Here is a 26,257-nt window from a genome sequence, read left to right as displayed (position 1 = left end):
TTTACGGACGCCGCGTAGAACGATCGGGAAGTCCCCGCGCCGGGCCGTTGCGCAGGGAGGGAGAAACACGTGTCGTTCGAAGGCAGCACGCTGGTCGACTGGAATGCCTTTACCAAGGCGCGGGCGGAGCTGGGCGCCGGATTCGTGCGCATTCTCGGCTATTTCCGCGAGGACGGGGTAAAGTCGGTCGCCGCGATCGAGGCCGCGATGCGGACGCAGAGCGCGGTCGCGATGGTCATTCCGGCGCATACGCTGAAGGGCGAATCGCGTCAGTTCGGGGCGGAGCCGCTGGCGGCGCTCGCCGAGGCGATCGAGACGATGGCGCGCGATTGTGTCGAACGGCACGACACGCCGGCCACCGCGATCGAGGATATCGTGAAGCTGCGCCCGCTGTTCGAACAGACGCTGGCGCTGCTGGAGCGCGAGGCGAATCCGTTGGCAGAGCGAAAGCAGCCGGCGGCAGGATTCGGGCGGCGTCCGATGGCGGGAGGCTTCGGGCGGGCCTGAACCCGCCCGTCCATGACTATTCCGCGCTCGGTTTATCGTGTTCGCTGATCGAGTTCAGCTGGATGTAATTGTGTAGCCCCATGCGTTCGATCATCTCGAACTGGCGCTCCAGCGTGTCAACGTGTTCTTCTTCGCTGGACAGGATCTTCGCGAACAGATCGCGGCTGACGTAGTCCTTCACTTCCTCGCAATAGGCGATCGCGCCTTTCAGCTGGCCGACCGCTTCGATCTCCAGCGCGAGGTCCGCCTTCAACACTTCCTCGACCGTCTCGCCGATGCGCAGGCGGCCGAGCAGCTGGAAGTTGGGCAGGCCGTCGAGGAACAGGATGCGCTCCGACAGCAGGTCGGCATGCTTCATCTCGTCGATCGATTCGTGGCGCTCGAATGCGGCGAGTTTGTACACGCCCCAATGGTCCAGCATCCGGTAGTGCAACCAATATTGGTTGACCGCGGTCAGCTCGTTCTTGAGTGACTCATTCAGATATTCGATGACGCGCGGGTCGCCCTTCATGGTCGTACAGCCTTATCGTTGAAGGCTATATGATAGCGCGTCATGCTGCCCTGCGGCAACACCGAAAATGGCGGATTTCTGCGGGTTTCAGAACTTGAGAACGCTACGCAGCCGCGCGTTCTTCGTCGATAATGGCTCGCGCGAACGTGACGCACTGGCCGCATTTCGGCTGGCGGCCGAGGGTGCGATAGGCCTGGCAAGCGGTCGTCGATCCGGCGCGGGCGGCGTCGCGGACCTGGCATTCGCGGATATGATTGCAGACGCAGACGACCATGTATGCTCCCTCTCGCTAGCAAGAGAGATAGCGCTACTGCGAACCGGTCGCAAGCATTTTTGCGCATGGTTCGCATTAGGATCGCTCGGTTCGTCGCATCGACTGAACTTCCGCTCGCGCCACAGAGCGCCACAGCCATTCGAGTGGGCCGTAGGCGAATCGGTCGAGCCACGGTTTCGACCACAGCAGCATGACCGTCCACACCGCGGGCGCGACGAGGTAGAGTTCGGCGCGGGACAGGCGGGCGAACTGGTGTAAGCCAGTAAACAGCAGCAGCATCAGGACCGACGTACCGAGATAGTTGGTGAAGGCGGCGCGCCCGACCGCCACGATACGTGCGGTGATCGCGCCGCCGGGACGCAGCAGCAGGATGAACAGCGCGGCGTAGCCCACCGTCGCCAGCAGGCGGAACGGTGCGGTGATGACGATCGAAGCGAGATAGACGCGCCGCTGGTCGAAGCCGTGCGCGATCGTGTCTAGACCCAGCGCGGCGTAAGCGGGCAGCGCGATCCCGAGGCAGATCAGTGCGGTCCGTCGGTACGCCGCGCGGCTCCACGCGCCGGTCAGGAAGCCCGAGCGATATCCCGCCATCCCCAGCAGCATCGCGCCGAGCGTCTGCGGGCCGAGCACGAGCGCGAAGGCGAACGGCGACATCGCGTGGTTCCAACGCCACGCAAGCGCATCGGCGAAGGAACCACGGAAGGCGGCGATCTCCGCCAGCAGATCGGCGCGGGGCGGGACGCCGAAACTGGCGGCGAAGGCGTTCCATACTTCCCGCGCCTGCGGGGTCGCACGCCCCGCACTGTCGAACAGCGCGACTGCGCCGCCTGCGCCGAGGAGCATATCGGCAAGCGTGAACATCAGCGCGAGGGCGACGAGCCAGCGCGTGCCGAGCCGGACGAAGAGGAATGCGGCAGCGCCGACCAGCGCATAATGCGCAAGGATGTCGCCCCACCAGATCAGGTACAGATGGAGGCAACCGAGGGCGAACAGGACGGCCATCCGCGCGAAATGGACCGGTGCGGCGCGGTCGCCTGCACGGTCGATGACCAGCAACATCGATGCGCCGAACAGGAGCGAGAACAGCCCGCGCATCTTGCCCTCTACCGCCACGAAATTGACGAACCAGACGGCGCGATCGAGGCCGTCGGACCCGCCCCAGGCGAGCGGGGAGAAATAGGCGGCCTCCGGCAGACCGAAGGCGGGGAGATTGGCGAGCAGGATGCCCATCACCGCGAGGCCGCGGAGGAAATCGAGCGTGGCGATTCGGGGCGTGGCGGCCGTCATGCGCGGAAGGTTGCGGATGTTGGCGCTGACGATAGCGGGACGTTGCGGATGTTCGCTGAAACGTGCTTCGAAGCTGGCTTGATCGTCCCGCCGGAATTGCCGGTTTTCGTGTTTCGCCAGATGGTTGAATGTCCGATGTCACCGAAGATGACGCATAGATGCTGCATCGCTGGTCCGTTTCGGTAGCGGTGACGATGGCTATCTCACGGCGAGCCACCGGTAGGAAAGCGAATTAGTAGGACGCGATCGGTTCGCCGACCGCGCACGAGGCGCGGACGTCGCCGGCGTGGGCGGCCGAAGCCGAGGAGGGCGTGGCCCCGGTCGGCGACCGTCGCGTCCAGGCGGAACCCAACGGGGCCGCGAAGCCAGTCTTACGTGGCAGGCTTCACGAACTTCAGCGTCATCCGGTCGCTCTCCCCGATCGCGACGTATTTCGCGCGGTCGACGTCCTTCAGGCGCAAGGTGGGCGGCAGCGTCCACACGCCCTCCGGATGGTCATGCGTGTCCTTTGCATTCGCGTTGACCTTCGATTCGGCCGCCAGCTTGAATCCGGCGCTTTCCGCCAGCTTCACGACCGTCGACCGCTTGATATAGCCGCTGGTCTTTTCCTTCGCGGTGTCCATCGCCTCGGGCAGCCGGTGATCGACGACGCCCAGGGTGCCGCCTGGTTTCAGCGCAGCGAAGAACGCCTTGAACGCCATAGCGGCGGTCGCCGGATTGTCGCCCATCATCAGATTGTGGACGTTGCGGAAGGTCAGCACGACATCCGCGCTGCCCGGTGCGATGGTGCTGGCGCCGGTCGCCGGATCGATCGTCGCGACGGTAGCTGGTCCGAACCACGCGGCCTTGGCGGCGACCATCTTCTGCGCGCCCTCCGCGCCGCGTGGGGAGGTCAGTCCGACATATTTGCCCTTGCCCTTCACCAGTGGTGCGAGGATTTCGGTGTACCAGCCGCCGCCGGGGCTGAATTCGACGACGGTGTCGGTCGGCTTCACCCCGAAGAAGGCGAGCGTTTCGGCCGGGTGGCGGTATTTGTCGCGCGCGCGATTTTCTGCCGAGCGCTGCGGATCGGCGACGGCGGCGGCGATCCCGTTCGATGGGGCGGGGGCAGTCTGGGCAACCGCGGCGACGGCGACGATCGCGCTGGCGGCGATGGCGAGGATGTGGGTCTGGCGCATTGTTTCTCTCCCGACGATATGGCGCGAGGATTGGAGGACGCGTGGCCGACGTGCAAGCGATGCTTTGGAGCGGGGCGGCGGCCCTTGTAACGGTCGCCGTCTTTGCGGGCTGGCGCGAACATCGCCGCGCGCGCCGCGACGATGTCGATGCGGTCGGCATGATCGCATGGCCGACGGTGCAGATCCTCGCGCTGATCGCGCTCGCGGTGCTCGGGCTATTCGCGCTTCATCAATAGAAGGCGCGCAGCGTCAGCCGCCGATTACCGCCGCCGCATAGCCCCAGATCGATCGTCCGCCCCGGCGCGTCGACCTGCCAGCGTGCCGCATAGCCCGCCGTCACCGATACGCCGTCGACGCGGCAGATCGCCTCGCCGGGACGCCAGCCGCTGGTCGCCGCCGGACTGTTCGACATGACGTGGACGACGCGCAGGCGATCGGGTTCGGCGGTCAGGATCAGCCCGCTGGTCGACCGTTCGGGCGGGCGGCCGACGTCCGGGCCGGCGCGCAGCACCATGCGGCCCGCGGCCGGATCGAGCAGCACGCGGTAATCGCGCAAGAATCCCGATCCGATCCTACCCGCCGCCTGGATCGTGTCGGAAAAGCCGCCCGGCGGCTCGATCAGCACCTCGACGTTGCGCGCCACGATCGGTCCGACACGCAGTTCGGGCACGATCCCGATCCGGGCGGTCGCGGGACCGGCGAGACCGACGTTCAGCGCGCTGCTGGTCGGCACGCCGGTCAACCGCGCCGCCTGCCACCCTGCGCTGGTCACCGTGATCGCCGCGCCGTCGCCGGTATCGACCACCATCGGCCGCAGCCGCGTGCCGCCCAAGGTGACTTCGGTGAGATACAAGGTCCGTGCGCCACCGATCGTCAACGGGGCGCTTACGCCCTGGAACGGCAGCCGCCCGGACGGGATCAGCCGGAAGCGCCGCGCGGCGTAATCGATGTCGAGCGCATGGCCTCCGGTCAGGTCGCGTCCGACCAGCAGATCGACGCCCGCTCCGGTCACGCCGACCGGCAACGCCGCCACCGCCAGCCCGCCGCTGGCGCGCGACAGTCCGCCGATCGCGATCCGCCCGACACTGGCCCAGCCAAGATCGACCGCCCCACCGATCGCGGTCGCCTGACCGATCGATCGTCGCCTGATCTTTGCGGCGTCGGCATAATGCTGCGCCAACACCGAATAGCTGACGCCGGTGTCGAGGATCGCCGTCACCGGGCGTTCGTCGATCGTCGCGGTGAAGCGGATCTGGTTGGTCGCGGTCAGCGTGAACGGCACCCAGCGCGCCTCGGCGTCTGCGCTGAGCGTCACCGGATTCGTCTCGGCCGCCGCCGGTCCCGCAGCAACGAGCAACGCACAGAGCGGGACGATGAGGAACCGGAACACCCGTGCTGCAATAGAGCGCGCGGATCGGCGCGGCGAGGCGTATCGTGCCCGCATGGCCGCTGCTATTGCTCCGTAATGAGACTGTTGATCTTCGGGGCGACCGGCATGGTCGGGCAGGGCGTCCTGCGCGAATGCCTGAACGATGCGCGGGTCGATGCGGTCGTCACGATCGGCCGTGCGGGATCGGGCCGCAGCGACCCGCGCCTGCAGGACATCGTGCTGCCCGACCTGTTCGCGGCCGTCCGGAACGAATCCACGCTGACCGGCTTCGACGCATGCTTTTTCTGTCTCGGCGTTTCGGCGGTGGGGATGAGCCAGGCGGATTATACGCGCGTCACTTATGATCTGACGCTGGCGATCGCCGAACCGTTGGCGCGACTCAATCCGGGCATGACGTTCATCTATGTGTCGGGAACGGGGACCAACCCGCACGGCCGCGCGATGTGGGCGCGGGTGAAGGGGCGCACCGAGGACGCGCTGTCCGCCTTGCCGTTCGGCGCGGCCTATATGTTCCGCCCCGGCTTCATCCAGCCGCTTCACGGGATCGTGTCGAAGACCGGCTGGTATCGCGCGATCTACGCGCTGACCGGGCGCGTCGCGGGTCCGCTGGGGCGCGCATTTCCCGGTCTGGTCACCACCACCGAAAAGGTCGGCCGCGCGATGATCTCGGTCGCGCGGAACGGCTATCGGAAGCCGATCCTGGAGAATGCCGACATCAACGACGCTGCCATGCAAAACTAAGGCGCTTCCGCATTTATCAAATCCTCCCCTGCAAGGGGAGGTGGCGTGCGGAGCGCGACGGAGGGGTGTCGCCAGTGCGATCGAAACATATCCTCACCACCGGTGACACCCCTCCGTCAGGCCTTCAGCCTGCCACCTCCCCTTGCAGGGGAGGACAAAGGTTTCGCGTGCGCAGCCATACAACCTAAAGGCACGCCTCCAGAAACGCCGCGTCGAAGCCGAACTGACGCGCCTTATCGAGCGAATAGGGGCGCAGGCCCATCGCGCGATATTCGCCGATGATCTTTCCGTCGGCGCTCTCGTCCAGATATTCGAACTTGAACAATTCCTGCGTCACGATGACGGGGCCTTCCATGCCGATCACTTCGGTCACGTTCGTAACGCGGCGTGAACCGTCGCGCAGCCGCTTCACCTGGATGATCATGTCGACCGAATCGGCGATCTGGCGGCTGATCGCTTCCTTCGGCACCTTGATGTCGGACATCATCACCATGTTCTCCATCCGCGCGAGCGCTTCGCGCGGGGAGTTGGAGTGGAGCGTGCACATCGAACCGTCATGGCCGGTGTTCATCGCCGCGAGCATGTCGAAACATTCCGAGCCGCGAATTTCGCCCAGGATGATCCGGTCCGGGCGCATACGCAACGCGTTCTTCACGAGATCGCGGATGCTGATTTCGCCCTGACCTTCAAGGTTGGCGGGACGCGTTTCGAGCGGCAGCCAATGCGGCTGTTGCAACCGAAGTTCCGCCGCGTCCTCGATCGTCAGCACGCGTTCGCCGGGGTCGATCATCTTCGACAAGGCGTTGAGCATCGTCGTCTTGCCCGAACCCGTACCGCCCGAAATGACGACATTGAAGCGGCACGCGCCCGCGATCTTCAGCGCGGTCGCCATCTTGGGGCTCATCGACCCAAAGCCCGCCATCATGTCGAGCGTGATCGGTTTCGCGGAGAATTTACGGATCGAGATCGCTGTGCCGCGCAGCGACAGCGGGGGCACGATGACGTTTACGCGGCTGCCGTCCTTCAGGCGCGCGTCGGCGAGCGGCGTGGTCTGGTCGACGCGACGGCCGACCGAGTTGCAGATGCGCTGCGCGATCTGGAACAGATGCTCCTCGTCGCGGAACTGGATCGGAGCCAGCTCCAGCTTGCCTTTGCGCTCGACATAGGTCTGGTCCGGGCCGTTGACCATGATGTCGGTGATGTTCGGATCGGCGAGCAATTCCTCGAGCGGCCCGAGCCCGAGCAATTCGTCGACCAGCACCTTTTCCAGCGCGAATTGTTCGCGCCGGTTCAGCGTCAGCTTCAGCTCGGCAAGCACCTCGCCGATGATCGGGCGGAATTCCTCGGCGAGTTCATCCTTGCCCAGCGTCGCGGCGGCTTCTGGATCGACGCGTTCGAGCAGGCGCGGGAGCACCTGTTCCTTGATCTTGTGGATCGACTGTTCGAACCCCTCGGTGCGGCTGCTGCCCGCCTCTCCGCTGGCGTTTTGGCGATCGGACAGGCGCTGCATCGCGTCGATCGGCGCGCCGGGCATAGTGCCGGGCAGGTCGCCGTCGCTTTCGCCGGGCATCGCGCCATGAACCGCCAAAGCATCGAGCGGCGGGAATTGTTCGCCACCCTCCGGGCGCGCGGGGCCACCGCCCTGCATCGGCCGGGCCACCCCGAATCCGGTGCGCGATCCGCCCCCGCTCATTCCATTCCGACGCCCGAACGCGCTCATGCCCGACAGTCCCTTTCGTTCGAAGGTGCAGCGGTAACCGCGAAGGCTTTAGGAATGCCTAAGGGTCTGTTTGGAAACTCGCGAAAGGATGAGGTTGTAGGCGGCGCCAGCCCGCTCCCCCCTTCCGACCGACCCAATGTCGGCGTGCCCCGTTACGGGACACCTCTCACGCTGGCGAGCGATCGGGGCGGATGGTAAGCAACTCGTGAAGGACGCGGGTGTTTTTACGCCCGATCGGTCGATCAGGGAGACGGGACGATGCGTAGCTTGATGGTGGCGACCGCGCTGCTGGCGATGGGAACCGCGACGGTTGCGAGCGCGGGCGAGCGCGTCGTTTCGCGCGGCGGCGGGCACGGCGGGATGAAGGCTGGCGGCTGGCAGGGGCAGCGCGGCGGAACGTGGAACCAGGGTGGCTGGAACCGAGGCGGCTGGAACCGGCCGGGCGGCCATGTTCGTCCGCGCTGGGGCGGTCACGTCCAGGGCCGCTGGTGGGGCGGTCATCGCGCGCCGGGCGGTTGGGGCGCGTATCGCCGTCCGGTCCGCGGCTGGGTGCTGCCGAGCTATTGGATCGCGCCGTCATGGTACGTCACCGACTGGTCGGGCTACGGCCTGCCGCAACCACAGCAGGGCTATACCTGGTCGCGCTATTACGACGATGCGGTGCTGGTCGACGGTCGCGGTTCGGTCCACGACACGATGGGCGGGGTCGACTGGGACAGCGTCGACCCCGACGGCGTGGATTATGCCTACGACGATCGCGGCTATGACGACGGCGTGGTGTATGACGGCCGGGTCTATTCGGGCGGCGCTGCCGGCGCGCCATATCCCTATCCGGAACCGCGCCGTGATGCAGGGCTGGGCGGGGCGGCGATCGGCGCGGTCGCGGGCGGCGTCGCGGGCAATGTGATCGCGGGGCGCGGCAACCGGCTGGGCGGCACGCTGATCGGCGCAGGCGTCGGCGCGGTGGCAGGCTATGCGATCGACAAGGCCGAGGACCGTGGGGCTGAAGATCGCGGACGCCGCGGCCCGCCGCCGCCCGGTTATGGCGCAGGCTACCCGCCGCCGCGTGCTGGAGGGCCGGGCTATCCGCCGCCGCCGCGCTATCATCAGGGCAGCACGGTGATCGGCAGCGGGACGACCGTGGTGACGTCCGGGTATCCGGGTGGCGGCTATCCGGGAGGCGGCTATCCCGCCGCGGGCTATTACGCCAACGGATACTATTATCCCGGCCCGACGATCACCACCGTGACCGTCCAGTCTCAGCCCGTCGTCACCACCACGACCGAGGCATGGGAAACCCATCGCCGTCCGGCAAAGGTGTGGCGGAAGAAGACGTGGCGCGCCGGACCGAAATGCATCTGCCGCTGACCTGATCCGCCGGGGGGACGGATGACGCCGCTTCGCTCACATGGGCGAAGCGGCGTTTTTTCGTAAGCCGCCCTCGATCGGTAGTTTCGGCATCGTCATGGCTTTTCTCCACGGGAAATTCCGGCCATGCTGCAACGGACCGGGGGACAAGTCTAATGCAGGTGCTGGGAATTTTGTGGCCGACGCTCGCGCTGGTGGCGCTGGTGTTCGTTGTCTGGTTCACGCTGTTTTTCCAGCGGACCGCGCATATGAAGCGCAATCCGCCGACCGCTGAAACCTTTGCCGACGGCGATTCCTCGCTGCGCTATTTCCGCCCGGTCGAGATGCCAGCGAACAATCTCGCCAATCTGTTCGAGATGCCGGTGCTGTATTTCGCACTGGTGCCGGTGCTGCTGCTAACGGCGCAGGCCAATCACATTCAGGTGGTGTTCGCGTGGATCTACGTCGTGGCGCGTGTGCTGCACAGCTACATCCATATCGCGGTGAAGAACGTGCCTGCGCGCTTCCTGGTTTATGCGATTTCGGTCGCAGCGCTGATGGCGATGTGGATCGGCTTTGCGGTCGATCTGGTCGCGGCGGCCAGTGCGTTCGATGCGGCTCATGCCGGTTTGGGAGTCGTTTGATGCGTAATATGTTGCTCGCCACCGCCGCGCTGTTCGCCGCCGCGCCCGCCGCCGCCGAAAGCGTCGTCGTCACCGCTGCGCGGTTGCTCGATGTGGAGAAGGGGGTGATCCTGGCCGAGCCGGTGATCGTCGTCACCGACGGCCGGATCGCGTCGGTCGTCACGCGGAACGGCCCGCGGCCGAACATTCCGGCGGAGGCGAAACGCGTCGACCTGGGCGACGTGACGCTCGTCCCCGGCCTGATCGACATGCACGTCCATCTCGATTCGAGCCCGCTCTACGGCGGCTATACCGGGCTGCAGTTCACCGACGCCTTCTGGAGCGCGATCGGGGTCGGCAACGCCGCGGCGATGCTGAAGGCGGGGTTCACGACGGTGCGCAACGTCGGCAGCGAGCATTACGACGACGTGGCGTACAAACAGGCGATCGAGGAAGGTCTGATGATCGGCCCGCGCATCGTTCCCGCCGCCCACGCGCTGGGCGCGACCGGCGGGCATTGCGACAGCACCTTCTTCCCGCCGTCGTTCAACCAGCGCGGCAAGGCGGTCGGCGACAGCCCCGACGAATTGCGCGTGCGGGTGCGCGAGCAGCGCAAATATGGCGCGGAGGTCATCAAGGTCTGCGCGACCGGCGGCGTCTTCAGCCGCAACACCGAACCCGGCCAGCAGCAATTGTCCGAAGCCGAACTCCGCGCGATCGCCGACGAGGCGCATCAATGGGGCCTGAAGGTCGCTGCGCACGCGCACGGGGCAGCCGGCATCAAGGCGGCGATCCGCGGCGGGATCGACACGATCGAACACGCCAGCCTGATCGACGACGAAGGCATCCGCCTGGCGAAGGAGCGCGGCGCGTATCTTTCGATGGACATCTACAACACCGAATACACGCAGGCCGAGGGCAAGAAGAACGGCGTGCTGGAGGACAATCTGCGTAAGGACCGCGAGGTGGCGCAGATCCAGCGCGACAATTTCCGCAAGGCCAATGCAGCTGGGGTGAAGATGGTGTTCGGCACCGACGCGGGCGTGATGCCGCATAAGGATGCGGCGAAACAGTTTCGGGTGATGGTGCAATATGGGATGACCCCGCTGCAGGCGATCCGAGCCGCCACGGTCACCGCCGCCGAGGCGCTAGGGCGGACGCGCGACGTGGGGGCGATCGCGATCGGGCGCTACGGCGACATGGTCGCGGTGCAGGGCGATCCGCTCGCTGATGTGGCGACGCTGGAAAAGCCGGTCGCGGTCATCAAAGGCGGCGTGCCCGTGAAGCTCGATTGATGCGGTCGATCGTTGCGCTGGCGGGAATTGCCGGATTGTCGATCGGGGCCGCACCCGCGCCGCCCGCCGTTCCCGATTTCGGGAGCGACCTGGAACGCTTCACCTATCCGTGGCCGGTCGAACGGATGACGTTCGACGTCGTCGGGCAACCGGCGAACATGGCGTATATGGACCTTGCCCCGGCGCGGCCGAACGGGCGCACCGCAGTGCTGCTGCACGGCAAGAACTTCTGCGGCGCGACGTGGGGATCGACCGCGCGGGCGCTGCGCGATGCGGGATACCGGGTCATCATCCCGGACCAGATCGGTTTCTGCAAATCGTCGAAGCCGCGCGCCGGCCAGTACAGTTTCGAGATGCTGGCGAACAACACCCGCCGTCTTCTCGAAGCGCGCGGCGTGACGAAGGCGACCGTCGTCGGCCATTCGATGGGCGGGATGCTCGCGATGCGCTACGCGATCATGTTTCCGAAAAGCGTCGACCGGCTCGTGCTGGTCAATCCGCTCGGCCTGATCGATCGCTCGGAAGAGGGGCTGCCCTACACCGATGTCGACACGCTCTGGGCGGGGGAGAAGAAGACCAGCTACGCCTCGATCAAGGCGTATCAGCAGGTCAATTATTATCATGGGACGTGGAAGCCCGCCTACGATCGCTGGGTCTGGATGCTGGCGGGGATGTATCAGGGCGCGGGCCGCGACGCGGTGGCGTTGGCGCAGGCCAAGACCAGCGAGATGATCAAGACCCAGCCGGTCGCGCACGAACTCTACCGCATCGCGCCGCCGACGACGCTGATCGTCGGGACGCTCGACAAGACCGCGTTCGGCCGTGCGCAGATGCCCGCGTCGCTCCGCGGATTCCTGCAGGCGATCCCGCAAGTCGCGCCGATCGCGGTTCGCAAGATGCCGAACGCCAGGCTGGTGCAACTCGATGGCCTCGGTCATTCGCCGCAGGTCGAGGATCCGGCGCGGTTCGAGAAGACGCTGCTGGCGGCGATTCGCTAGACCCGTCGCGCCAGCATCGGATTATCGTTCGCCGCGCGGGTCAGTAGCGCGCGCGCGACCATGATGGTCGCCGCGATCATCGGCACTGCGCCGATCGCCGCTAGGCCGCCGATACCGCTCATGTACGCGAACAGCCCGAACACCGATCCGGCCTGCACCAACGCCGCGACCGTCCAGCTGCGCCGATCCGGCCACGCCAGCGCGATCGCCAGCGACAGGATGTCGGCAAGGAAGAAATATCGCTCGTGCATTCGCGGCAGCAGCCCGACCACGATGAGCGGCGCGAGCAGCGCGGCGTTGGCGAGCGCGCGGCCGTGCAGTGGCGTCACCGAGAACCACGCGACATAGGCGGCGGTCGCCCCGAGCGCGGCGGCGAGCGCCAATCCGCCCAGCGGGATCGCGTCGAGCGCCGGATAGGCGTCCACGATCATCCACAGGTTCGGCGCGTTGAGCGCGAGGCTGGGGTCGTAGTCGGCTTGGCGCATATAGATCGTCGCGAGGTCGAAGGCGGGCCAACCCGCGACCCACGCCGGCAGCAACGTCGCGACCCACACCGCGGGTGCGGCGAACCATAGCCGGAACGGCACGCGGCGATGGATCAGCAGCGCCAGCACGAACGGCCCGAAGAATGCGGCCTGCAGCTTGAACCCCAGCGCCAGCCCGCACCACGCGAGCATCGCGGCGTGGTTCCGCCGGTGCGCGCAGGCGATCGCCATGACGCAGGCTGCGGCCCACATCGCATCGCACTGTCCCATCAACGCCGCGTTGATGAGCGTGGACGGCAGGATCAGGACTAGCGCGGCCCCCGGCAATGCGCGATCGCCGCTTCCCCACGCATGCAGCAGATGCCACATCGCGCCGGTCAGCGCGATCGTCCCGGCGACCGACACCAGCTTGATCAGCGTGATCGTGTCGACCCATTCTGCGAACAGCGTCGCGCCGGACAGCAGATACAGATAAAGCGGCGCATAATTGGCGAACGGCTCGGCGAAGACCGCGACCGGCCCGGTCGCGCGGATGTGATCGAACCACGGAATCAGGAACGTCGCGATGTCCGCCCCGTTATAAGGCCACAGCCACCAATGCGCGGCGAGCGCGAGCGACAGAGTCAGGGCGAGCGGGGGCAGGGGGCGGGCCATCGCGCATCCTCATGCCCGATCATGGTTGCGCGGCGGTTAAGGCGGATCGACGCCGCGGCCATTGACCTCCCGTCCCGCGCTACGTATAGGCGCGCCCGTCTATCGGAGACTTTCCGGCGGACACGCTTGAACATTGCTGGATGCATCAAGGGCCCGGGCGGTCGGTGACGACCACCCCACGGTCCTTTTCGTATTCCACGTAGCTGTTAGGGCTCCAGCAAAGTAACCCTTTGAAAGGTGAAGGCTTCAATGCCAACGATCAACCAGCTGGTCCGCAAGGGCCGCGAACAGCAAAAGGCCAAGAACAAGGTCCCTGCAATGGAAGCGAACCCGCAGAAGCGCGGCGTTTGCACCCGTGTGTACACGACGACCCCGAAAAAGCCGAACTCGGCATTACGCAAGGTGGCCAAGGTTCGCCTGACCAACCAGCGCGAAGTCATTTCGTACATTCCGGGCGAAGGCCACAATCTCCAGGAGCACTCCGTGGTCCTGATCCGTGGCGGCCGTGTGCGCGACCTTCCCGGCGTTCGTTATCACGTCCTGCGCGGCGTGCTCGATACGCAGGGCGTGAAGGATCGCCGCCAGTCGCGTTCCAAATACGGCGCAAAGCGTCCGAAGTAAGCCGGTCGGGCATCCGATCACCAAAGGCTGAAGTTTAGAAGGAATATCAGATGGCTCGTCGTCGTCGTCCCGAAAAGCGGGAAATCCTGCCTGATCCCGTGTACGGGGATGAGGTTCTGTCCAAGTTCATGAATTCGGTGATGCTGGACGGCAAGAAGTCCGTCGCCGAAGGCATCGTCTATTCGGCGATGGAAGTCGTCGAGACCCGCGCCAAGCGCGAGCCGATCGGCGTGTTCCATGACGCGCTGAACAACATTAAGCCGGGCATCGAGGTACGTTCGCGCCGCGTCGGTGGCGCCACCTACCAGGTGCCGGTCGAGGTGCGTCCGGAACGCGCGCAGGCGCTGGCGATCCGCTGGCTGATCACCGCCGCGCGTGCGCGGTCGGAGAACACGATGTCGGCGCGTCTGTCGGGCGAATTGCTCGATGCGTCGAACAACCGTGGCAACGCGGTGAAGAAGCGCGAAGACACGCACCGCATGGCCGAAGCGAACCGCGCGTTCAGCCACTACCGCTGGTAATGGGCATGCCGGCCTTTTCGCCGGCGCGTCTTAACACTATATCGCGGGGAGCCGGGGCTGCGTGCTCCCGCTCCCCGCATCGCTAAGGAAGCACCGATCATGGCCCGCAGCCATCCGCTCGACCGTTACCGCAACATCGGCATCATGGCGCACATCGACGCCGGCAAGACGACGACGACCGAGCGCATCCTCTATTACACCGGCAAGTCCTACAAGATCGGCGAAGTGCACGAAGGCACTGCGACGATGGACTGGATGGAGCAGGAGCAGGAGCGCGGGATCACGATCACGTCGGCTGCGACGACGTGTTTCTGGGCGGCTGAAGAGGGTAAGGGCCCCGAGCACCGCATCAACATCATCGACACGCCGGGCCACGTCGACTTCACGATCGAAGTCGAGCGTTCGCTGCGCGTGCTCGACGGCGCGGTCGCATGCTTCGACGGCGTTGCGGGCGTGGAGCCGCAGTCGGAAACGGTGTGGCGTCAGGCGGACAAGTACGGCGTGCCGCGCATGTGCTTCATCAACAAGCTGGATCGCACCGGCGCCGATTTCTACTTCTGCGTTGATTCGATCATTGAGCGCCTGGGCGCGCGTCCTGCTGTGCTGTATCTGCCGATCGGCATCGAGGGCGGCTTCAAGGGCCTGGTCGATCTGGTCGAGAACCGCGCGATCATCTGGCTCGAAGAGAGCCTGGGTGCGAAGTTCGAATATCAGGAAATCCCCGCGGACATGGCCGAAAAGGCCGCCAAGTATCGCAGCGACCTGATCGAGATGGCCGTCGAATTGGACGACGACCTGATGGAAGCCTATCTCGAGGGTAACGAACCGAGCACGGCCGACCTGAAGAAGCTGATCCGCAAGGGTACGCTCGCCATGGCGTTCGTGCCGATCGTGTGCGGCTCGGCGTTCAAGAACAAGGGCGTCCAGCCGCTGCTCGACGCCGTCGTCGACTATCTGCCGTCCCCGCTCGACGTTCCCGCGATCAAGGGCCTGAAGCTCGACGGGGAAACGCCGGACGAGCGTCCGTCGACCGACGAGGCGCCTTTCTCCGCCTTGGCGTTCAAGATCATGAACGACCCATTCGTCGGCACGCTGACCTTCGCCCGCATCTATTCGGGCAAGCTGGAAACCGCGTCGATGGTCACCAATTCGGTGAAGGACAAGAAGGAAAAGGTCGGTCGCATGCTGCTGATGCATGCGAACAGCCGTGAGGACATCCAGGAAGCTTTCGCGGGCGACATCGTCGCGCTGGCGGGGCTGAAGGACACCACCACCGGGGACACGCTCTGCGCCGCCAACGCGCCGATCATCCTGGAGCGGATGGAATTCCCCGAGCCCGTCATCGAGCTGTCGGTGGAACCGAAGACCAAGGCCGACCAGGAAAAGATGGGCGTCGCGCTCAATCGTCTGGCGCGCGAGGATCCGTCGTTCCGCGTGTCGTCCGACGCCGAGAGCGGCCAGACCATCATCAAGGGGATGGGCGAGCTCCATCTCGAGATCCTGGTCGACCGCATGAAGCGCGAGTTCAAGGTCGAGGCGAACGTCGGCGCGCCGCAGGTGGCGTACCGTGAATACCTCGGCAAGAAGGTCGACATCGACTATACGCACAAGAAGCAGTCGGGCGGCTCGGGCCAGTTCGGCCGCGTCAAGCTGACCGTAATTCCGGGCGAGCGCGGATCGGGCTTCCAGTTCTTCGACGAAGTGAAGGGCGGCAATATTCCCAAGGAATATATTCCGTCGGTCGAGAAGGGCATGCGCGAGACGGCGGAAACCGGATCGCTGATCGGCTTCCCGATCATCGATTTCGAGGTCCATCTGTACGACGGCGCATATCATGACGTCGACTCGTCGGCGCTGGCGTTCGAAATCTGCGCGCGTGGCGCGATGCGTGAAGCCGCTCAAAAGGCCGGTATCAAGCTGCTCGAGCCGATCATGAAGGTCGAGGTCGTCACACCGGAGGATTATCTGGGCGACGTCATCGGCGACATGAACAGCCGCCGTGGCCAGATCCAGGGCACCGACAGCCGCGGCAACGCGCAGACGGTGGAGGCGATGGTCCCGCTGGCGAACATGTTCGGCTATGTGAACCAGCTACGTTCGTTCACGCAGGGCCGCGCGCAATATTCGATGCAGTTCTCGCATTACGACGAAGTGCCCGCGAACGTCGCCGAAGAAGTGAAGGCGAAACTGGCTTAAGCGCTTTCACGCGTAGGGCTGGCATAACGATCAACCAGCCGCTAAGGGGCCGCGTTCGCGTGGCCCCCGACGGCGGCACCGACATTCGACTCAGAAGGTAGGAAACAATGGCCAAGGCAAAATTCGAGCGGAACAAGCCGCATCTCAACATCGGCACCATCGGTCACGTCGACCACGGCAAGACGTCGCTGACCGCGGCGATCACCAAGGTGCTGGCCGAGACGAGCGGCGGCGTGGCCGTCGATTTCGCCAACATCGACAAGGCGCCCGAAGAGCGTGAGCGCGGCATCACGATTTCGACCGCGCACGTCGAGTATGAGACGGCAGCACGCCACTATGCGCACGTCGATTGCCCGGGCCACGCCGATTATGTGAAGAACATGATCACCGGCGCGGCGCAGATGGACGGCGCGATCCTGGTCGTGTCGGCCACCGACGGCCCGATGCCGCAGACCCGCGAGCACATCCTGCTGGCGCGTCAGGTCGGCGTGCCGACGATGGTCGTGTTCATGAACAAGGTCGATCTGGTCGACGACGAGGAAATCCTCGAGCTGGTCGAGATGGAAATCCGCGAGCTGCTTTCGAAGTATGATTTCGACGGCGACAACATCCCGGTTATCAAGGGTTCGGCGACGTGCGCGCTGTCGGGTTCGAACGACAAGCTCGGCAAGGAAGCCGTGCTCGAGCTGATGAAGGCGGTCGACGAGTATCTGCCGCAGCCCGAGCGTCCGCTCGACAAGCCGTTCATGATGCCGATCGAGGACGTGTTCTCGATTTCGGGCCGTGGCACGGTCGTCACCGGCCGCGTCGAGACCGGCATCATCAAGGTCGGCGAGGAAGTCGAGATCGTCGGCATCCACCCCGAAGTCCGCAAGACCACGGTCACCGGCGTCGAGATGTTCCGCAAGCTGCTCGATCAGGGCCAGGCCGGCGACAACGTCGGCGCGCTGATCCGCGGCGTGGGCCGTGAAGAGGTCGAGCGTGGCCAGGTGCTCTGCAAGCCCGGCTCGATCAAGCCGCACACCGACTTCGCGTCGGAAGTGTACGTGCTGTCGAAGGATGAAGGCGGCCGTCACACGCCGTTCTTCGCCAACTATCGTCCGCAGTTTTACTTCCGCACCACGGACGTGACCGGCACCGTCGAACTGCCCGAGGGCACCGAGATGGTGATGCCCGGCGACAACGTCGCGCTCGGCATCAAGCTGATCGCGCCGATCGCGATGGATGTCGGCCAGCGCTTCACCATCCGTGAGGGTGGCCGGACCGTCGGTTCGGGCATCGTGAGCGGCATCACGAAGTAATCCGCGAACAGGCCGTTTAACGGCCTGTCGCAAAACAGCCGCCCGGCGCGCCGAAAGGTGTGCCGGGCGGTTGCCTTTTTATGAGGGTGTCGCTAAGCGCCGCCCTTCGCATTTTAGAAAACAGCAAGAGGCGGCCAGTTAGCCGTCATCCCAGCGAAGGCTGGGATCTCCGGGTAGAGCGTATTCCGCTAGCCCCATGAGACCCCGGCCTGCGCTGGGGTGACGGTTGAATGAGTTGCCCCGCTCTTTCGCATCGGTAGGGACTATGGACAGCAACATCCGCATCCGCCTGAAGGCGTTCGACCATCGTGTGCTCGATCAGGCCACCGGTGAGATTTCCGACACCGCACGCCGCACCGGCGCGCTAATCCGCGGTCCCATTCCCCTGCCGACGCGCATCGAGAAGTTCACGGTCAACCGTGGCCCGCACGTCGACAAGAAGAGCCGTGAGCAGTTCGAGGTCCGCACCTACAAGCGGATGCTCGACATCGTGCAGCCGACCCCGCAGACGATCGACGCTTTGATGAAGCTCGACCTCGCTGCCGGCGTTGACGTAGAGATCAAGCTCGCCTAAAGGCGCGTCTCCCGCGGTCGACCTGACCGGTCCCGCGTGATTCGACATTGAGATACCGCCGGCCGCTTCGGCTGCCGGGCAGCGTCTCCCGTCACGTTTTTGCGTACTGCAGGAACACCAGCCCGGGACGGGGGCACGCTTCGCACATCCGGGCTGACACGCACGTGAGGAATGGTCCTTGCGTGCCTCTGTGAGGAGTTTGGTCATGCGTACCGGCGTGATCGCGAAGAAGATGGGGATGACCCGCCTGTTTCAGGACGACGGTCGGCACGTGCCGGTCACCGTTCTGCAGATCGAGGCGCTGCAGGTCGTTTCCCGCCGCGAACAGAATACCGACGGCTACACCGCCGTCCAGCTTGGCGCAGGCGTCGCCAAGGTGAAGAACGTCGCCAAGCCGCAGCGCGGCCATTTCGGCAAGGCCGAAGTGGAGCCGAAGGCGATCGTCCACGAATTCCGCGTGACCGAGGATAACCTCCTCGATGTCGGCGCAGAACTGTCGGCGGATCACTTCGTCGCAGGCCAGATGGTCGATATCCAGGGTCGTACGCAGGGCAAGGGTTTTGCCGGCGGCATGAAGCGCTGGAACTTCGGCGGCCTGCGCGCGACGCACGGCGTCTCCGTCAGCCACCGTTCGCTCGGTTCGACCGGTCAGCGCCAGGATCCGGGTCGCGTCTTCAAGAACAAGAAGATGGCCGGGCACATGGGCGACAAGTATCGCACCCAGCAGAACCTCGAGATCGTCGGCACCGACGTCGAGCGCGGCCTGATCTTCGTCAAGGGCTCGGTCCCTGGCTCGAAGGGCGGCTGGCTGTTCGTCAAGGATTCGGTGAAGGTGAAGGCTCACGCCGACGCTCCGTATCCCGCCAGCCTGAAGCAGGCTGCCAATACCAACACCGCTGCTGATACGCCGGCCGAAACCTCGGACGCGCCTGAAGCGACCGACGGCCAGGAGGGCTGAACGTGAAGGTCAAGATTTCCTCCTTCGACGACAAGGCGAAGGCGTCGGACGTCGAGCTCAACGACGAGGTCTTCGGCCTCGATCCGCGCGCCGATATCCTGCACCGCGTCGTCACCTGGCAGCTCGAAAAGCGTCGTGCCACTGCACGCGGCACGCGTGAGCGCTCCGACGTGGCTCGCACCGGCAAGAAGTTCGGTCGCCAGAAGGGCGGCGGCACGGCGCGTCACGGCGATCGTCGCGCACCGATCTTCGTTGGCGGCGGTAAGGCGCACGGCGCCCGCGTCCGCGACTTCAACCCGTCGCTGAACAAGAAGATTCGCGCGCTGGGTCTGAAGATGGCGCTGTCGACCCATGCCAAGGCAGGGTCGCTGGTCGTCATGGACAGCCTGGCCGTGGCCGAGAACAAGACCAAGACGCTGCTGAGCGACTGGGCGAAGCTCGGCTTCGGCAAGACCGCGCTCGTCATCGACGGCGACACGGTCGACACCAGCTTCGCGCTGGCGGCGGGCAACGTCCACACGATCAACGTGCTGCCTGCGGTCGGCGCCAACGTGTACGACATCATCAAGGCCGACACGCTGGTGCTGACCCGCGCCGCGGTCGAAAAGCTGGAGGCGCGCTTCAATGGCTAAGGCCCCGCAGAAGGCGATCGACAACCGTCATTATGACGTGATCGTCGCGCCGCACATCACCGAGAAGTCGACGCTTCTGTCCGAACAGAACGCCGTCGTGTTCAAGGTGGCTAACGATGCGTCGAAGCCCGAAATCAAGGCCGCCGTAGAGGCGATCTTCGGCGTGAGCGTGCTGAACGTGAACACGCTGGTCCAGAAGGGCAAGACGAAACGTTGGAAGGGTGCTCCCTACCAGCGTTCGGACATGAAGAAGGCGATCGTGACGCTCAAGGACGGGCAGTCGATCGACATTACCGAGGGGGCCAAGTAAGATGGCACTCAAGCATTATAACCCGACGTCGCCCGGCGTCCGCGGCCTGATCCTGGTCGACCGTTCGGCGCTGTACAAGGGGCGTCCGATCAAGGCGCTCACCGAGGGCAAGAACAAGACCGGCGGCCGCAACAACAAGGGCCATGTCACCTCGCGCGGCATCGCGGGCGGTCACAAGCAGCGCTATCGCATCGTCGATTTCAAGCGTCGCAAGTGGGACGTCGAGGGTATCGTGGAGCGGATCGAATATGATCCCAACCGCACCGCCTTCATCGCGCTCGTCAATTATGGCGAGACCGACGGGAAGTCCGACGTCGCCTATATCATCGCTCCGCAGCGCCTCGGCGTCGGCGACAAGGTGATCGCGGCGAAGAAGACCGACGTGAAGCCGGGCAACGCGATGGAGCTGGGTTCGGTCCCGGTCGGCACGATCGTTCACAACGTCGAGATGAAGCCCGGCAAGGGTGGTCAGATCGCACGGTCGGCCGGCACGTATGTGCAGGTCGTCGGTCGCGACAAGGGCATGGTGATCGTTCGCCTCAACTCGGGCGAGCAGCGCTATATCCACTCCAATTGCATGGCGACGGTCGGCGCGGTGTCGAACCCCGACAACCAGAACCAGAACTTCGGCAAGGCCGGACGTTCGCGATGGATGGGCAAGCGTCCGCTGACCCGCGGCGTCGCCAAGAACCCGGTCGACCATCCGCACGGCGGTGGTGAAGGCCGGACCTCGGGCGGCCGTCATCCGGTCACCCCGTGGGGCAAGCCGACGAAGGGTGCGCGCACCCGTCACAACAAATCGACCGACAAGATGATCATCCGGTCGCGTCATTCGACGAAGAGGAAGGGCTAACATGGCTCGTTCAGTCTGGAAGGGCCCGTTCGTCGAACTGAGCCTTCTGAAGAAGGCCGAAGTGGCGCAGGACGGCGGCGCACGTGCACCGATCAAGACGTGGTCGCGTCGCTCGACGATCCTGCCCCAGTTCGTCGGCCTGACGTTCAACGTCTATAACGGGCGCAAGTTCGTGCCGGTGAGCGTTAACGAAGACATGGTCGGCATGAAGCTGGGTGAGTTCGCGCCGACGCGCTACTTCCCCGGCCACGCCGCGGACAAGAAGGGCAAGCGCTGATGTCCAAGCCTCAGTCCCCCCGCAAGGTCGGCGAGAAGGAAGCCCTCTCGGTCGGCACGCAGATCCGTGGTTCGGCGCAAAAGCTGGGCCTGGTCGCCGCACTCATCCGCGGCAAGAAGGTCGGCGATGCGATGAACATCCTTCAGTTCTCGACGAAGGGCATGGCGGTCGACGCGCGCAAGGTGCTGGCCTCGGCCATCGCCAATGCTGAGAACAACCACAACCTCGATGTCGACGCATTGGTCGTCGCCGAGGCGTCGGTCGGCAAGTCGATCACCATGAAGCGCTTCGCGACGCGCGGCCGTGGCAAGTCCACCCGCATCCTGAAGCCGTTCAGCCGTCTGCGCATCGTCGTGCGCGAGCAGGAAGAAGCGTAATGGGTCACAAGAGCAATCCCATCGGTCTGCGCCTGCAGATCAACCGCACCTGGGACAGCCGCTGGTTCGCCGAAGGCGCGGATTATGGCCGTCTGCTGGTCGAGGATCTCAAGATCCGCAACTTCATCATCAAGTCGCTGCCGCAGGCCGCGATTTCGAAGGTGGTGATCGAGCGTCCGGCCAAGCTGTGCCGCATCTCGATCTTCGCGGCGCGCCCCGGTGTCATCATCGGCAAGAAGGGCACCGACATCGAGAAGCTGCGCAAGACGATCGGTGCGATGACCGCGTCGGACGTCTCGCTCAACATCGTCGAGATCCGCAAGCCTGAGGTCGACGCCAAGCTCGTCGCACAGGGCATCGCCGATCAGCTCGAGCGTCGTATCGCCTTCCGTCGTGCCATGAAGCGCGCGGTGCAGTCGGCGATGCGCCTGGGTGCAGACGGCATCCGCGTCGCGTGCGGCGGCCGCCTTGGCGGCGCCGAGATCGCGCGTTCGGAGAGCTATCGCGAAGGCCGCGTGCCGCTCCATACGCTGCGTGCGAACATGGATTATGCCGAAGCGCAGGCGCACACCGCATATGGCGTGTGCGGCGTGAAGGTGTGGATCTTCAAGGGCGAGATTCTGGGCCACGATCCGATGGCGCAGGACCGGCTGATGATGGAAGCGCAGACTTCCGGCGTGCGCCCCGCGCGCGATGACCGCAGGAACTAAGTCATGCTGCAACCAAAGAAGACCAAGTTCCGCAAGGCCTTCAAGGGCCGGATTCACGGCGACGCGAAGGGCGGCACCAGCCTGAACTTCGGCTCCTACGGGCTGAAGGCGATGGAGCCCGAGCGGATCACCGCACGTCAGATCGAGGCGGCCCGCCGCGCGATCACGCGTCACATCAAGCGCCAAGGGCGTTTGTGGATTCGCGTGTTCCCGGACGTTCCGGTGTCGGCGAAGCCGGCCGAAGTCCGCATGGGCAAGGGCAAGGGCAGTCCCGAATATTGGGCCGCCCGCGTCAAGCCGGGCCGGATTTTGTTCGAGCTGGACGGTGTCGAGGGCAAGATCGCCGCAGAGGCGTTCGAGCGGGCAGCGATGAAGCTGCCGATCAAGGTGAAGGTCGTCGCCCGTCTTGGCGACACCTCGCATCTCGGAGGCGAGTAACATGGCGAAGACCGATTTCGTCGGGAAGACCGACGACCAGCTCAGCGAGAGCCTGGGCCAGCTGAAGCGCGAGCAGTTCAACCTGCGCTTCCAGTCGGCGACGAACCAGCTCGAAAAGCCGAGCCGCGTGCGCGAAGTCCGTCGCGACATCGCCCGCATCAAGACCCTGCAGGCGCAGCGCACCAGCGCCGCGCCGGCGAAGTAAGGAAACTATCATGCCGAAGCGCGTGCTGACGGGGCTGATCGTCTCCGACAAGGGCGACAAGACGGTTGTGGTGAATGTCGAGCGCAAGGTCCGCCACGCGCTGTACGGCAAGATCATCCGCCGTTCGAAGAAGTATCACGCCCATGACGAGGCGAACGAATACAAGCAGGGTGAAACCGTGCGGATCGAAGAGACCGCGCCGATCTCCAAGCTGAAGACCTGGAAGGTCGTCGACCGGGTCAACACCCACGCGACGCCCGAGCGGGTCGAACTCGAGCCGGACGCCTCGGCGTCGGTGTAAACCTCTTTGGTTTTTTATTAGGGCGGGTGCCGGTCAGCAATCGGCCCCAAAGTTGAGAAGGATACGGATCGATGATCCAGATGCAGTCCAATCTCGACGTCGCTGACAACAGCGGCGCGAAGCGGGTGCAGTGCATCAAGGTGCTTGGCGGGTCCAAGCGCCGGGTAGCCGGAGTTGGCGACATCATCGTCGTCAGCATCAAGGAAGCACAGCCGCGCGGCAAGGTGAAGAAGGGTGACGTGCATCGCGCCGTCATCGTCCGCACCCGCAAGGACATCCACCGCGCCGACGGATCGACGATCCGTTTTGACAGCAACGCCGCCGTCCTGGTGAACAAGAACGAGGAGCCGATCGGCACCCGTATCTTTGGCCCGGTCGTGCGCGAACTGCGCGGCAAGAAGCACATGAAGATCATCAGCCTTGCGCCGGAGGTGCTGTAATGGCCGCTGCCCGCATCAAGAAGGGTGACAAGGTCATCGTCCTGTCCGGCAAGGACAAGGGCAAGACCGGCACCGTGACGCTCGCCATGCCGAAGGACGGCAAGGTCGTGGTCGAGGGCGTGAACATCGCCACCCGCCACACCAAGCCGACGCAGGGCGATCCGCAGGGTGGTCTGAAGAAGACGCCTGCGCCGCTGCACATCTCGAAGGTCGCGCACGTGACCGCCGACGGCAAGCCGACCCGCGTTCGTTTCGAGACGCAGGACGGAAAGAAGGTCCGCGTGGCCGTGAAGACGGGGGACAAGATCGATGGCTGATTACAAGCCCCGCATGAAGTCGATGTACGACGACACGATCGTGAAGGCGATGACCGAGAAGTTCGGTTACGCCAACGCGATGGAAGTACCGCGGCTCGACAAGATCGTGATCAACATGGGCGTCGGCGAAGCCACCCAGGACAAGAAGCGCGTCGAACAGGCCGCTTCCGAAATGGAGCTGATCGCCGGCCAGAAGCCCGTGATCACGAAGGCGAAGAAGTCGATCGCGCAGTTCAAGCTGCGTGAAGGCATGCCGATCGGCGTGAAGGTCACCCTTCGCCGTGAGCGGATGTACGAATTCCTCGATCGCTTCATCACGATCGCACTGCCCCGCGTCCGCGATTTCCGCGGGCTGAACCCGAAGAGCTTCGATGGTCGCGGCAATTACGCCTGCGGCCTGAAGGAGCAGATCGTGTTCCCCGAAATCAACTATGACCGCATCGACAAGGTGCGCGGCATGGATGTGATCGTGACGACGACCGCGAATACCGACGACGAAGCGCGTGAGCTGCTGCGTCTGTTCGGCTTCCCGTTCCCGCGCGAAGATGAAGCAGAAGAGAAGAAGGCGGCATGATCCGCGCTTCTGTCCTGAACTGAAGAAGAGAGCTTAAGTCCATGGCGAAACTGAGTTCCGTGAACAAGAACGAGCGTCGTAAGAAGCTCGTGAAGCAATATGCCCCCAAGCTTGCAAAGCTGAAGGCGATTGCCAACGACACCTCGCTCGACGAGACCGAGCGCCTGATCGCGCGCCTGAAGATGGCGGAGCTGCCGCGCAATTCGAACCCGACGCGGGTTCGCAATCGCTGCCAGCTCACCGGTCGGTCGCGCGGCAATTATCGCAAGTTCGGCCTCTCGCGCATCATGCTGCGCGAGCTGGGCAACAAGGGGTTGATCCCCGGCCTGACGAAGTCGAGCTGGTAAGGATACAGAGATGGCAGTGACCGATCCCGTGGGTGACCTGCTCACCCGCATCCGCAACGGACAGCGCGCGAAGAAGGATTCCGTCCTTTCGCCGGCGTCCAAGCTGCGTATCCGCGTGCTCGACGTGCTTCAGCGCGAAGGCTACATCCGTGGCTACAGCGATGAAGAGATGGGCCCCGCCAAGGGTGTCCGCATCGAGCTAAAGTATTTCGAGGGGCAGCCGGCGATCAAGCACGTCGCGCGCGTTTCGAAGCCCGGCCGCCGGGTCTATTCTGGTTCGCAGGATCTCCCGCGCGTCATGAACGGCCTCGGTATCACGATCGTATCGACGCCTCGCGGCGTTCTGTCCGACGCGGAAGCGCGCGAACAGAATGTCGGCGGCGAAGTGCTCGCGGAGGTGTTCTGATGAGTCGCATCGGCAAGAAGCCGGTCACCGTGCCTTCGGGCGTGACCGCGACGATCGAGGGCAAGCAGCTAAACGTGAAGGGGCCGAAAGGCGTCCTGACGCTCGTGCTGCGCGACGAGATCAAATACACGCTCGAGGATGGCGGCATTTCGGTGCAGCCGGCCAACGAAACCAAGCAGGCGCGCGCCTTCTGGGGCATGCAGCGCACGATGGTGCAGAACCTGGTGACCGGCGTAAGCGACGGTTTCACCAAGAAGCTGCTGATCACCGGCGTCGGCTACCGCGCCGCGGCACAGGGTCGTAACCTGAAGCTGCAGCTCGGCTACAGCCACGATGTCAACATCGCGGTGCCGGAAGACCTCGAAGTGAAGACGCCCGATGCGACCACGGTCGAGATTTCGGGCGCCGACAAACAGAAGGTGGGCCAGTTGGCCGCCGAGATCCGCCGCTGGCGCAAGCCCGAGCCGTACAAGGGCAAGGGCATCAAATACGACGGCGAGTATATCTTCCGTAAGGAAGGGAAGAAGAAGTGACCAAGGGCCTTTCGCTTTTCGAGAAGCGCCGCCGGCGCAATCGTACCGCTCTCCGCGCTCGCGCGGGAACCCGCGCGCGCCTGTCGGTGCATCGTTCGGGCAAGCATATCTACGCGCAGGTCATCGATGACGTCGCTGGCGCCACGGTCGCTTCGGCATCGTCGCTGGAAAAGGACGTGCGCGGCACGTCCGGGGCGAACATCGCCGCTGCGTCCGAAGTCGGCAAGCGCGTCGCCGAAAAGGCGAAGGCGGCTGGCGTGACGCAGGTCGTGTTCGACCGCGGCGGCTTCCTGTTTCACGGCCGGGTGAAGGCGCTGGCGGAAGCCGCGCGCGAAGCCGGACTGGAGTTCTAAGAC

General features: G+C 64.8%; 36 protein-coding genes. 29 read left to right on the top strand and 7 right to left on the bottom strand.

Going from position 1 to position 26,257, the window contains the following annotated elements:
• Positions 1 to 69: 69 nt before the first annotated feature.
• The gene (locus M0208_RS04355) at positions 70 to 507 is read left to right on the top strand and encodes an Hpt domain-containing protein (protein ID WP_258890507.1); all 438 of its coding nucleotides are present in this window, start codon (positions 70 to 72) and stop codon (positions 505 to 507) included.
• Positions 508 to 523: 16 nt separating this feature from the next.
• On the opposite strand, the gene bfr is transcribed toward M0208_RS04355, so the two are convergent.
• From bfr to M0208_RS04335, 4 genes are all read right to left on the bottom strand, one after another.
• Positions 524 to 1,018, bottom strand: coding sequence for a bacterioferritin (gene bfr / locus M0208_RS04350; protein WP_258890506.1), 495 nt, complete (start codon positions 1,016 to 1,018; stop codon positions 524 to 526).
• A gap of 103 nt (positions 1,019 to 1,121) precedes the next feature.
• The gene (locus tag M0208_RS04345; RefSeq protein WP_258890505.1) at positions 1,122 to 1,292 is read right to left on the bottom strand and encodes a bacterioferritin-associated ferredoxin; all 171 of its coding nucleotides are present in this window, start codon (positions 1,290 to 1,292) and stop codon (positions 1,122 to 1,124) included.
• A 75-nt stretch (positions 1,293 to 1,367) separates the two neighbouring features.
• On the bottom strand, positions 1,368 to 2,579 hold the full coding sequence (locus tag M0208_RS04340) for a DUF418 domain-containing protein (RefSeq protein WP_258890504.1): 1,212 nt from the start codon (positions 2,577 to 2,579) through the stop codon (positions 1,368 to 1,370).
• A gap of 371 nt (positions 2,580 to 2,950) precedes the next feature.
• Positions 2,951 to 3,757: a class I SAM-dependent methyltransferase gene (locus M0208_RS04335; RefSeq protein ID WP_258890503.1), complete on the bottom strand. Its 807-nt coding sequence runs from the start codon at positions 3,755 to 3,757 to the stop codon at positions 2,951 to 2,953.
• A gap of 41 nt (positions 3,758 to 3,798) precedes the next feature.
• Between M0208_RS04335 and M0208_RS04330 the strand changes: the two genes are divergently transcribed.
• The gene (locus tag M0208_RS04330; protein WP_258890502.1) at positions 3,799 to 3,993 is read left to right on the top strand and encodes a hypothetical protein; all 195 of its coding nucleotides are present in this window, start codon (positions 3,799 to 3,801) and stop codon (positions 3,991 to 3,993) included.
• Here M0208_RS04330 and M0208_RS04325 read toward each other — a convergent pair.
• The gene (locus M0208_RS04325; RefSeq protein WP_258890501.1) at positions 3,987 to 5,147 is read right to left on the bottom strand and encodes an aspartyl protease family protein; all 1,161 of its coding nucleotides are present in this window, start codon (positions 5,145 to 5,147) and stop codon (positions 3,987 to 3,989) included. The genes M0208_RS04330 and M0208_RS04325 overlap by 7 nt on opposite strands.
• 75 nt (positions 5,148 to 5,222) lie before the next feature.
• On the opposite strand from M0208_RS04325, the gene M0208_RS04320 reads away from it, so the two are divergent.
• Positions 5,223 to 5,888, top strand: coding sequence for a hypothetical protein (locus M0208_RS04320; RefSeq protein ID WP_258890500.1), 666 nt, complete (start codon positions 5,223 to 5,225; stop codon positions 5,886 to 5,888).
• A 184-nt stretch (positions 5,889 to 6,072) separates the two neighbouring features.
• On the opposite strand, the gene M0208_RS04315 is transcribed toward M0208_RS04320, so the two are convergent.
• The gene (locus M0208_RS04315) at positions 6,073 to 7,608 is read right to left on the bottom strand and encodes a CpaF family protein (RefSeq protein ID WP_258890499.1); all 1,536 of its coding nucleotides are present in this window, start codon (positions 7,606 to 7,608) and stop codon (positions 6,073 to 6,075) included.
• 258 nt (positions 7,609 to 7,866) lie between these two features.
• Between M0208_RS04315 and M0208_RS04310 the strand changes: the two genes are divergently transcribed.
• The 4 genes from M0208_RS04310 to M0208_RS04295 all read left to right on the top strand — a co-directional run bounded on the left by M0208_RS04310 (position 7,867) and on the right by M0208_RS04295 (position 11,871).
• Positions 7,867 to 8,976: an RcnB family protein gene (locus M0208_RS04310; RefSeq protein WP_258890498.1), complete on the top strand. Its 1,110-nt coding sequence runs from the start codon at positions 7,867 to 7,869 to the stop codon at positions 8,974 to 8,976.
• Positions 8,977 to 9,131: 155 nt separating this feature from the next.
• A complete protein-coding gene (locus M0208_RS04305) occupies positions 9,132 to 9,599 on the top strand; it encodes an MAPEG family protein (RefSeq protein WP_258890497.1) in 468 nt (155 codons plus the stop codon).
• Positions 9,599 to 10,873 (top strand): amidohydrolase family protein, encoded by a 1,275-nt coding sequence (locus M0208_RS04300; RefSeq protein WP_258890496.1) that lies wholly within the window; start codon positions 9,599 to 9,601, stop codon positions 10,871 to 10,873. Before M0208_RS04305 ends, M0208_RS04300 begins: the two co-directional genes overlap by 1 nt.
• Positions 10,873 to 11,871, top strand: a complete 999-nt coding sequence (locus M0208_RS04295; RefSeq protein WP_258890495.1) for an alpha/beta fold hydrolase — start codon at positions 10,873 to 10,875, stop codon at positions 11,869 to 11,871. The genes M0208_RS04300 and M0208_RS04295 overlap by 1 nt, the downstream gene beginning before the upstream one ends.
• Here the strand turns inward: M0208_RS04295 and M0208_RS04290 are convergent.
• The gene (locus tag M0208_RS04290; protein ID WP_258890494.1) at positions 11,868 to 13,010 is read right to left on the bottom strand and encodes a hypothetical protein; all 1,143 of its coding nucleotides are present in this window, start codon (positions 13,008 to 13,010) and stop codon (positions 11,868 to 11,870) included. The two genes, M0208_RS04295 and M0208_RS04290, sit on opposite strands and share 4 nt — an antisense overlap.
• Positions 13,011 to 13,259: 249 nt before the next feature.
• On the opposite strand from M0208_RS04290, the gene rpsL reads away from it, so the two are divergent.
• The 22 genes from rpsL (at position 13,260) to rplR (ending at position 26,254) form a co-directional block, all read left to right on the top strand.
• The gene (gene rpsL / locus M0208_RS04285) at positions 13,260 to 13,631 is read left to right on the top strand and encodes a 30S ribosomal protein S12 (protein WP_176495415.1); all 372 of its coding nucleotides are present in this window, start codon (positions 13,260 to 13,262) and stop codon (positions 13,629 to 13,631) included.
• Between the two features lie 50 nt (positions 13,632 to 13,681).
• Entirely contained in the window at positions 13,682 to 14,152 is a 471-nt protein-coding gene (rpsG, locus tag M0208_RS04280) for a 30S ribosomal protein S7 (protein WP_258890493.1), read from the top strand.
• Between the two features lie 99 nt (positions 14,153 to 14,251).
• The gene (gene fusA, locus M0208_RS04275) at positions 14,252 to 16,348 is read left to right on the top strand and encodes an elongation factor G (protein ID WP_258890492.1); all 2,097 of its coding nucleotides are present in this window, start codon (positions 14,252 to 14,254) and stop codon (positions 16,346 to 16,348) included.
• A gap of 107 nt (positions 16,349 to 16,455) precedes the next feature.
• A complete protein-coding gene (gene tuf / locus M0208_RS04270; protein WP_258890491.1) occupies positions 16,456 to 17,649 on the top strand; it encodes an elongation factor Tu in 1,194 nt (397 codons plus the stop codon).
• Between the two features lie 265 nt (positions 17,650 to 17,914).
• Positions 17,915 to 18,223, top strand: coding sequence for a 30S ribosomal protein S10 (gene rpsJ, locus M0208_RS04265; protein WP_258890490.1), 309 nt, complete (start codon positions 17,915 to 17,917; stop codon positions 18,221 to 18,223).
• 205 nt (positions 18,224 to 18,428) lie between these two features.
• Positions 18,429 to 19,181, top strand: coding sequence for a 50S ribosomal protein L3 (gene rplC / locus M0208_RS04260; RefSeq protein ID WP_258890489.1), 753 nt, complete (start codon positions 18,429 to 18,431; stop codon positions 19,179 to 19,181).
• A 2-nt stretch (positions 19,182 to 19,183) separates the two neighbouring features.
• Positions 19,184 to 19,813 (top strand): 50S ribosomal protein L4, encoded by a 630-nt coding sequence (rplD, locus tag M0208_RS04255; protein WP_258890488.1) that lies wholly within the window; start codon positions 19,184 to 19,186, stop codon positions 19,811 to 19,813.
• On the top strand, positions 19,806 to 20,123 hold the full coding sequence (locus M0208_RS04250) for a 50S ribosomal protein L23 (RefSeq protein WP_258890487.1): 318 nt from the start codon (positions 19,806 to 19,808) through the stop codon (positions 20,121 to 20,123). Before rplD ends, M0208_RS04250 begins: the two co-directional genes overlap by 8 nt.
• A 1-nt stretch (position 20,124) precedes the next feature.
• Complete coding sequence (gene rplB / locus M0208_RS04245; protein ID WP_258890486.1) at positions 20,125 to 20,976, top strand: 50S ribosomal protein L2; 852 nt, start codon at positions 20,125 to 20,127, stop codon at positions 20,974 to 20,976.
• A 1-nt stretch (position 20,977) separates the two neighbouring features.
• Positions 20,978 to 21,253 carry a 30S ribosomal protein S19 gene (rpsS, locus tag M0208_RS04240; protein ID WP_258890485.1) on the top strand — a complete coding sequence of 92 codons (276 nt, stop codon included), beginning with the start codon at positions 20,978 to 20,980 and terminating at the stop codon, positions 21,251 to 21,253.
• On the top strand, positions 21,253 to 21,630 hold the full coding sequence (gene rplV, locus M0208_RS04235) for a 50S ribosomal protein L22 (RefSeq protein ID WP_258890484.1): 378 nt from the start codon (positions 21,253 to 21,255) through the stop codon (positions 21,628 to 21,630). The genes rpsS and rplV overlap by 1 nt, the downstream gene beginning before the upstream one ends.
• Positions 21,630 to 22,340: a 30S ribosomal protein S3 gene (gene rpsC, locus M0208_RS04230; RefSeq protein WP_258890483.1), complete on the top strand. Its 711-nt coding sequence runs from the start codon at positions 21,630 to 21,632 to the stop codon at positions 22,338 to 22,340. Before rplV ends, rpsC begins: the two co-directional genes overlap by 1 nt.
• 3 nt (positions 22,341 to 22,343) lie before the next feature.
• The gene (gene rplP, locus M0208_RS04225) at positions 22,344 to 22,778 is read left to right on the top strand and encodes a 50S ribosomal protein L16 (protein WP_258890482.1); all 435 of its coding nucleotides are present in this window, start codon (positions 22,344 to 22,346) and stop codon (positions 22,776 to 22,778) included.
• A 1-nt stretch (position 22,779) separates the two neighbouring features.
• Entirely contained in the window at positions 22,780 to 22,983 is a 204-nt protein-coding gene (gene rpmC / locus M0208_RS04220; protein ID WP_258890481.1) for a 50S ribosomal protein L29, read from the top strand.
• Positions 22,984 to 22,993: 10 nt separating this feature from the next.
• Complete coding sequence (gene rpsQ, locus M0208_RS04215; protein WP_258890480.1) at positions 22,994 to 23,284, top strand: 30S ribosomal protein S17; 291 nt, start codon at positions 22,994 to 22,996, stop codon at positions 23,282 to 23,284.
• 71 nt (positions 23,285 to 23,355) lie between these two features.
• Positions 23,356 to 23,724 carry a 50S ribosomal protein L14 gene (gene rplN, locus M0208_RS04210; RefSeq protein ID WP_258890479.1) on the top strand — a complete coding sequence of 123 codons (369 nt, stop codon included), beginning with the start codon at positions 23,356 to 23,358 and terminating at the stop codon, positions 23,722 to 23,724.
• Complete coding sequence (gene rplX, locus M0208_RS04205; RefSeq protein WP_258890478.1) at positions 23,724 to 24,041, top strand: 50S ribosomal protein L24; 318 nt, start codon at positions 23,724 to 23,726, stop codon at positions 24,039 to 24,041. The genes rplN and rplX overlap by 1 nt, the downstream gene beginning before the upstream one ends.
• Positions 24,034 to 24,615: a 50S ribosomal protein L5 gene (gene rplE, locus M0208_RS04200; RefSeq protein WP_258890477.1), complete on the top strand. Its 582-nt coding sequence runs from the start codon at positions 24,034 to 24,036 to the stop codon at positions 24,613 to 24,615. The genes rplX and rplE overlap by 8 nt, the downstream gene beginning before the upstream one ends.
• Positions 24,616 to 24,656: 41 nt before the next feature.
• On the top strand, positions 24,657 to 24,962 hold the full coding sequence (rpsN, locus tag M0208_RS04195) for a 30S ribosomal protein S14 (RefSeq protein ID WP_258890476.1): 306 nt from the start codon (positions 24,657 to 24,659) through the stop codon (positions 24,960 to 24,962).
• A gap of 10 nt (positions 24,963 to 24,972) precedes the next feature.
• Positions 24,973 to 25,368 carry a 30S ribosomal protein S8 gene (rpsH, locus tag M0208_RS04190; protein WP_258890475.1) on the top strand — a complete coding sequence of 132 codons (396 nt, stop codon included), beginning with the start codon at positions 24,973 to 24,975 and terminating at the stop codon, positions 25,366 to 25,368.
• Positions 25,368 to 25,901, top strand: coding sequence for a 50S ribosomal protein L6 (rplF, locus tag M0208_RS04185; RefSeq protein ID WP_258890474.1), 534 nt, complete (start codon positions 25,368 to 25,370; stop codon positions 25,899 to 25,901). Before rpsH ends, rplF begins: the two co-directional genes overlap by 1 nt.
• On the top strand, positions 25,898 to 26,254 hold the full coding sequence (rplR, locus tag M0208_RS04180) for a 50S ribosomal protein L18 (RefSeq protein ID WP_258890473.1): 357 nt from the start codon (positions 25,898 to 25,900) through the stop codon (positions 26,252 to 26,254). The genes rplF and rplR overlap by 4 nt, the downstream gene beginning before the upstream one ends.
• Positions 26,255 to 26,257: the final 3 nt, after the last annotated feature.

This window comes from Sphingomonas sp. SUN019, assembly GCF_024758705.1.
GTDB lineage: Bacteria > Pseudomonadota > Alphaproteobacteria > Sphingomonadales > Sphingomonadaceae > Sphingomonas.
The sequence above is the reverse complement of the archived record's forward strand: the minus strand, read 5'-3'. Positions and strand labels throughout refer to the sequence as shown.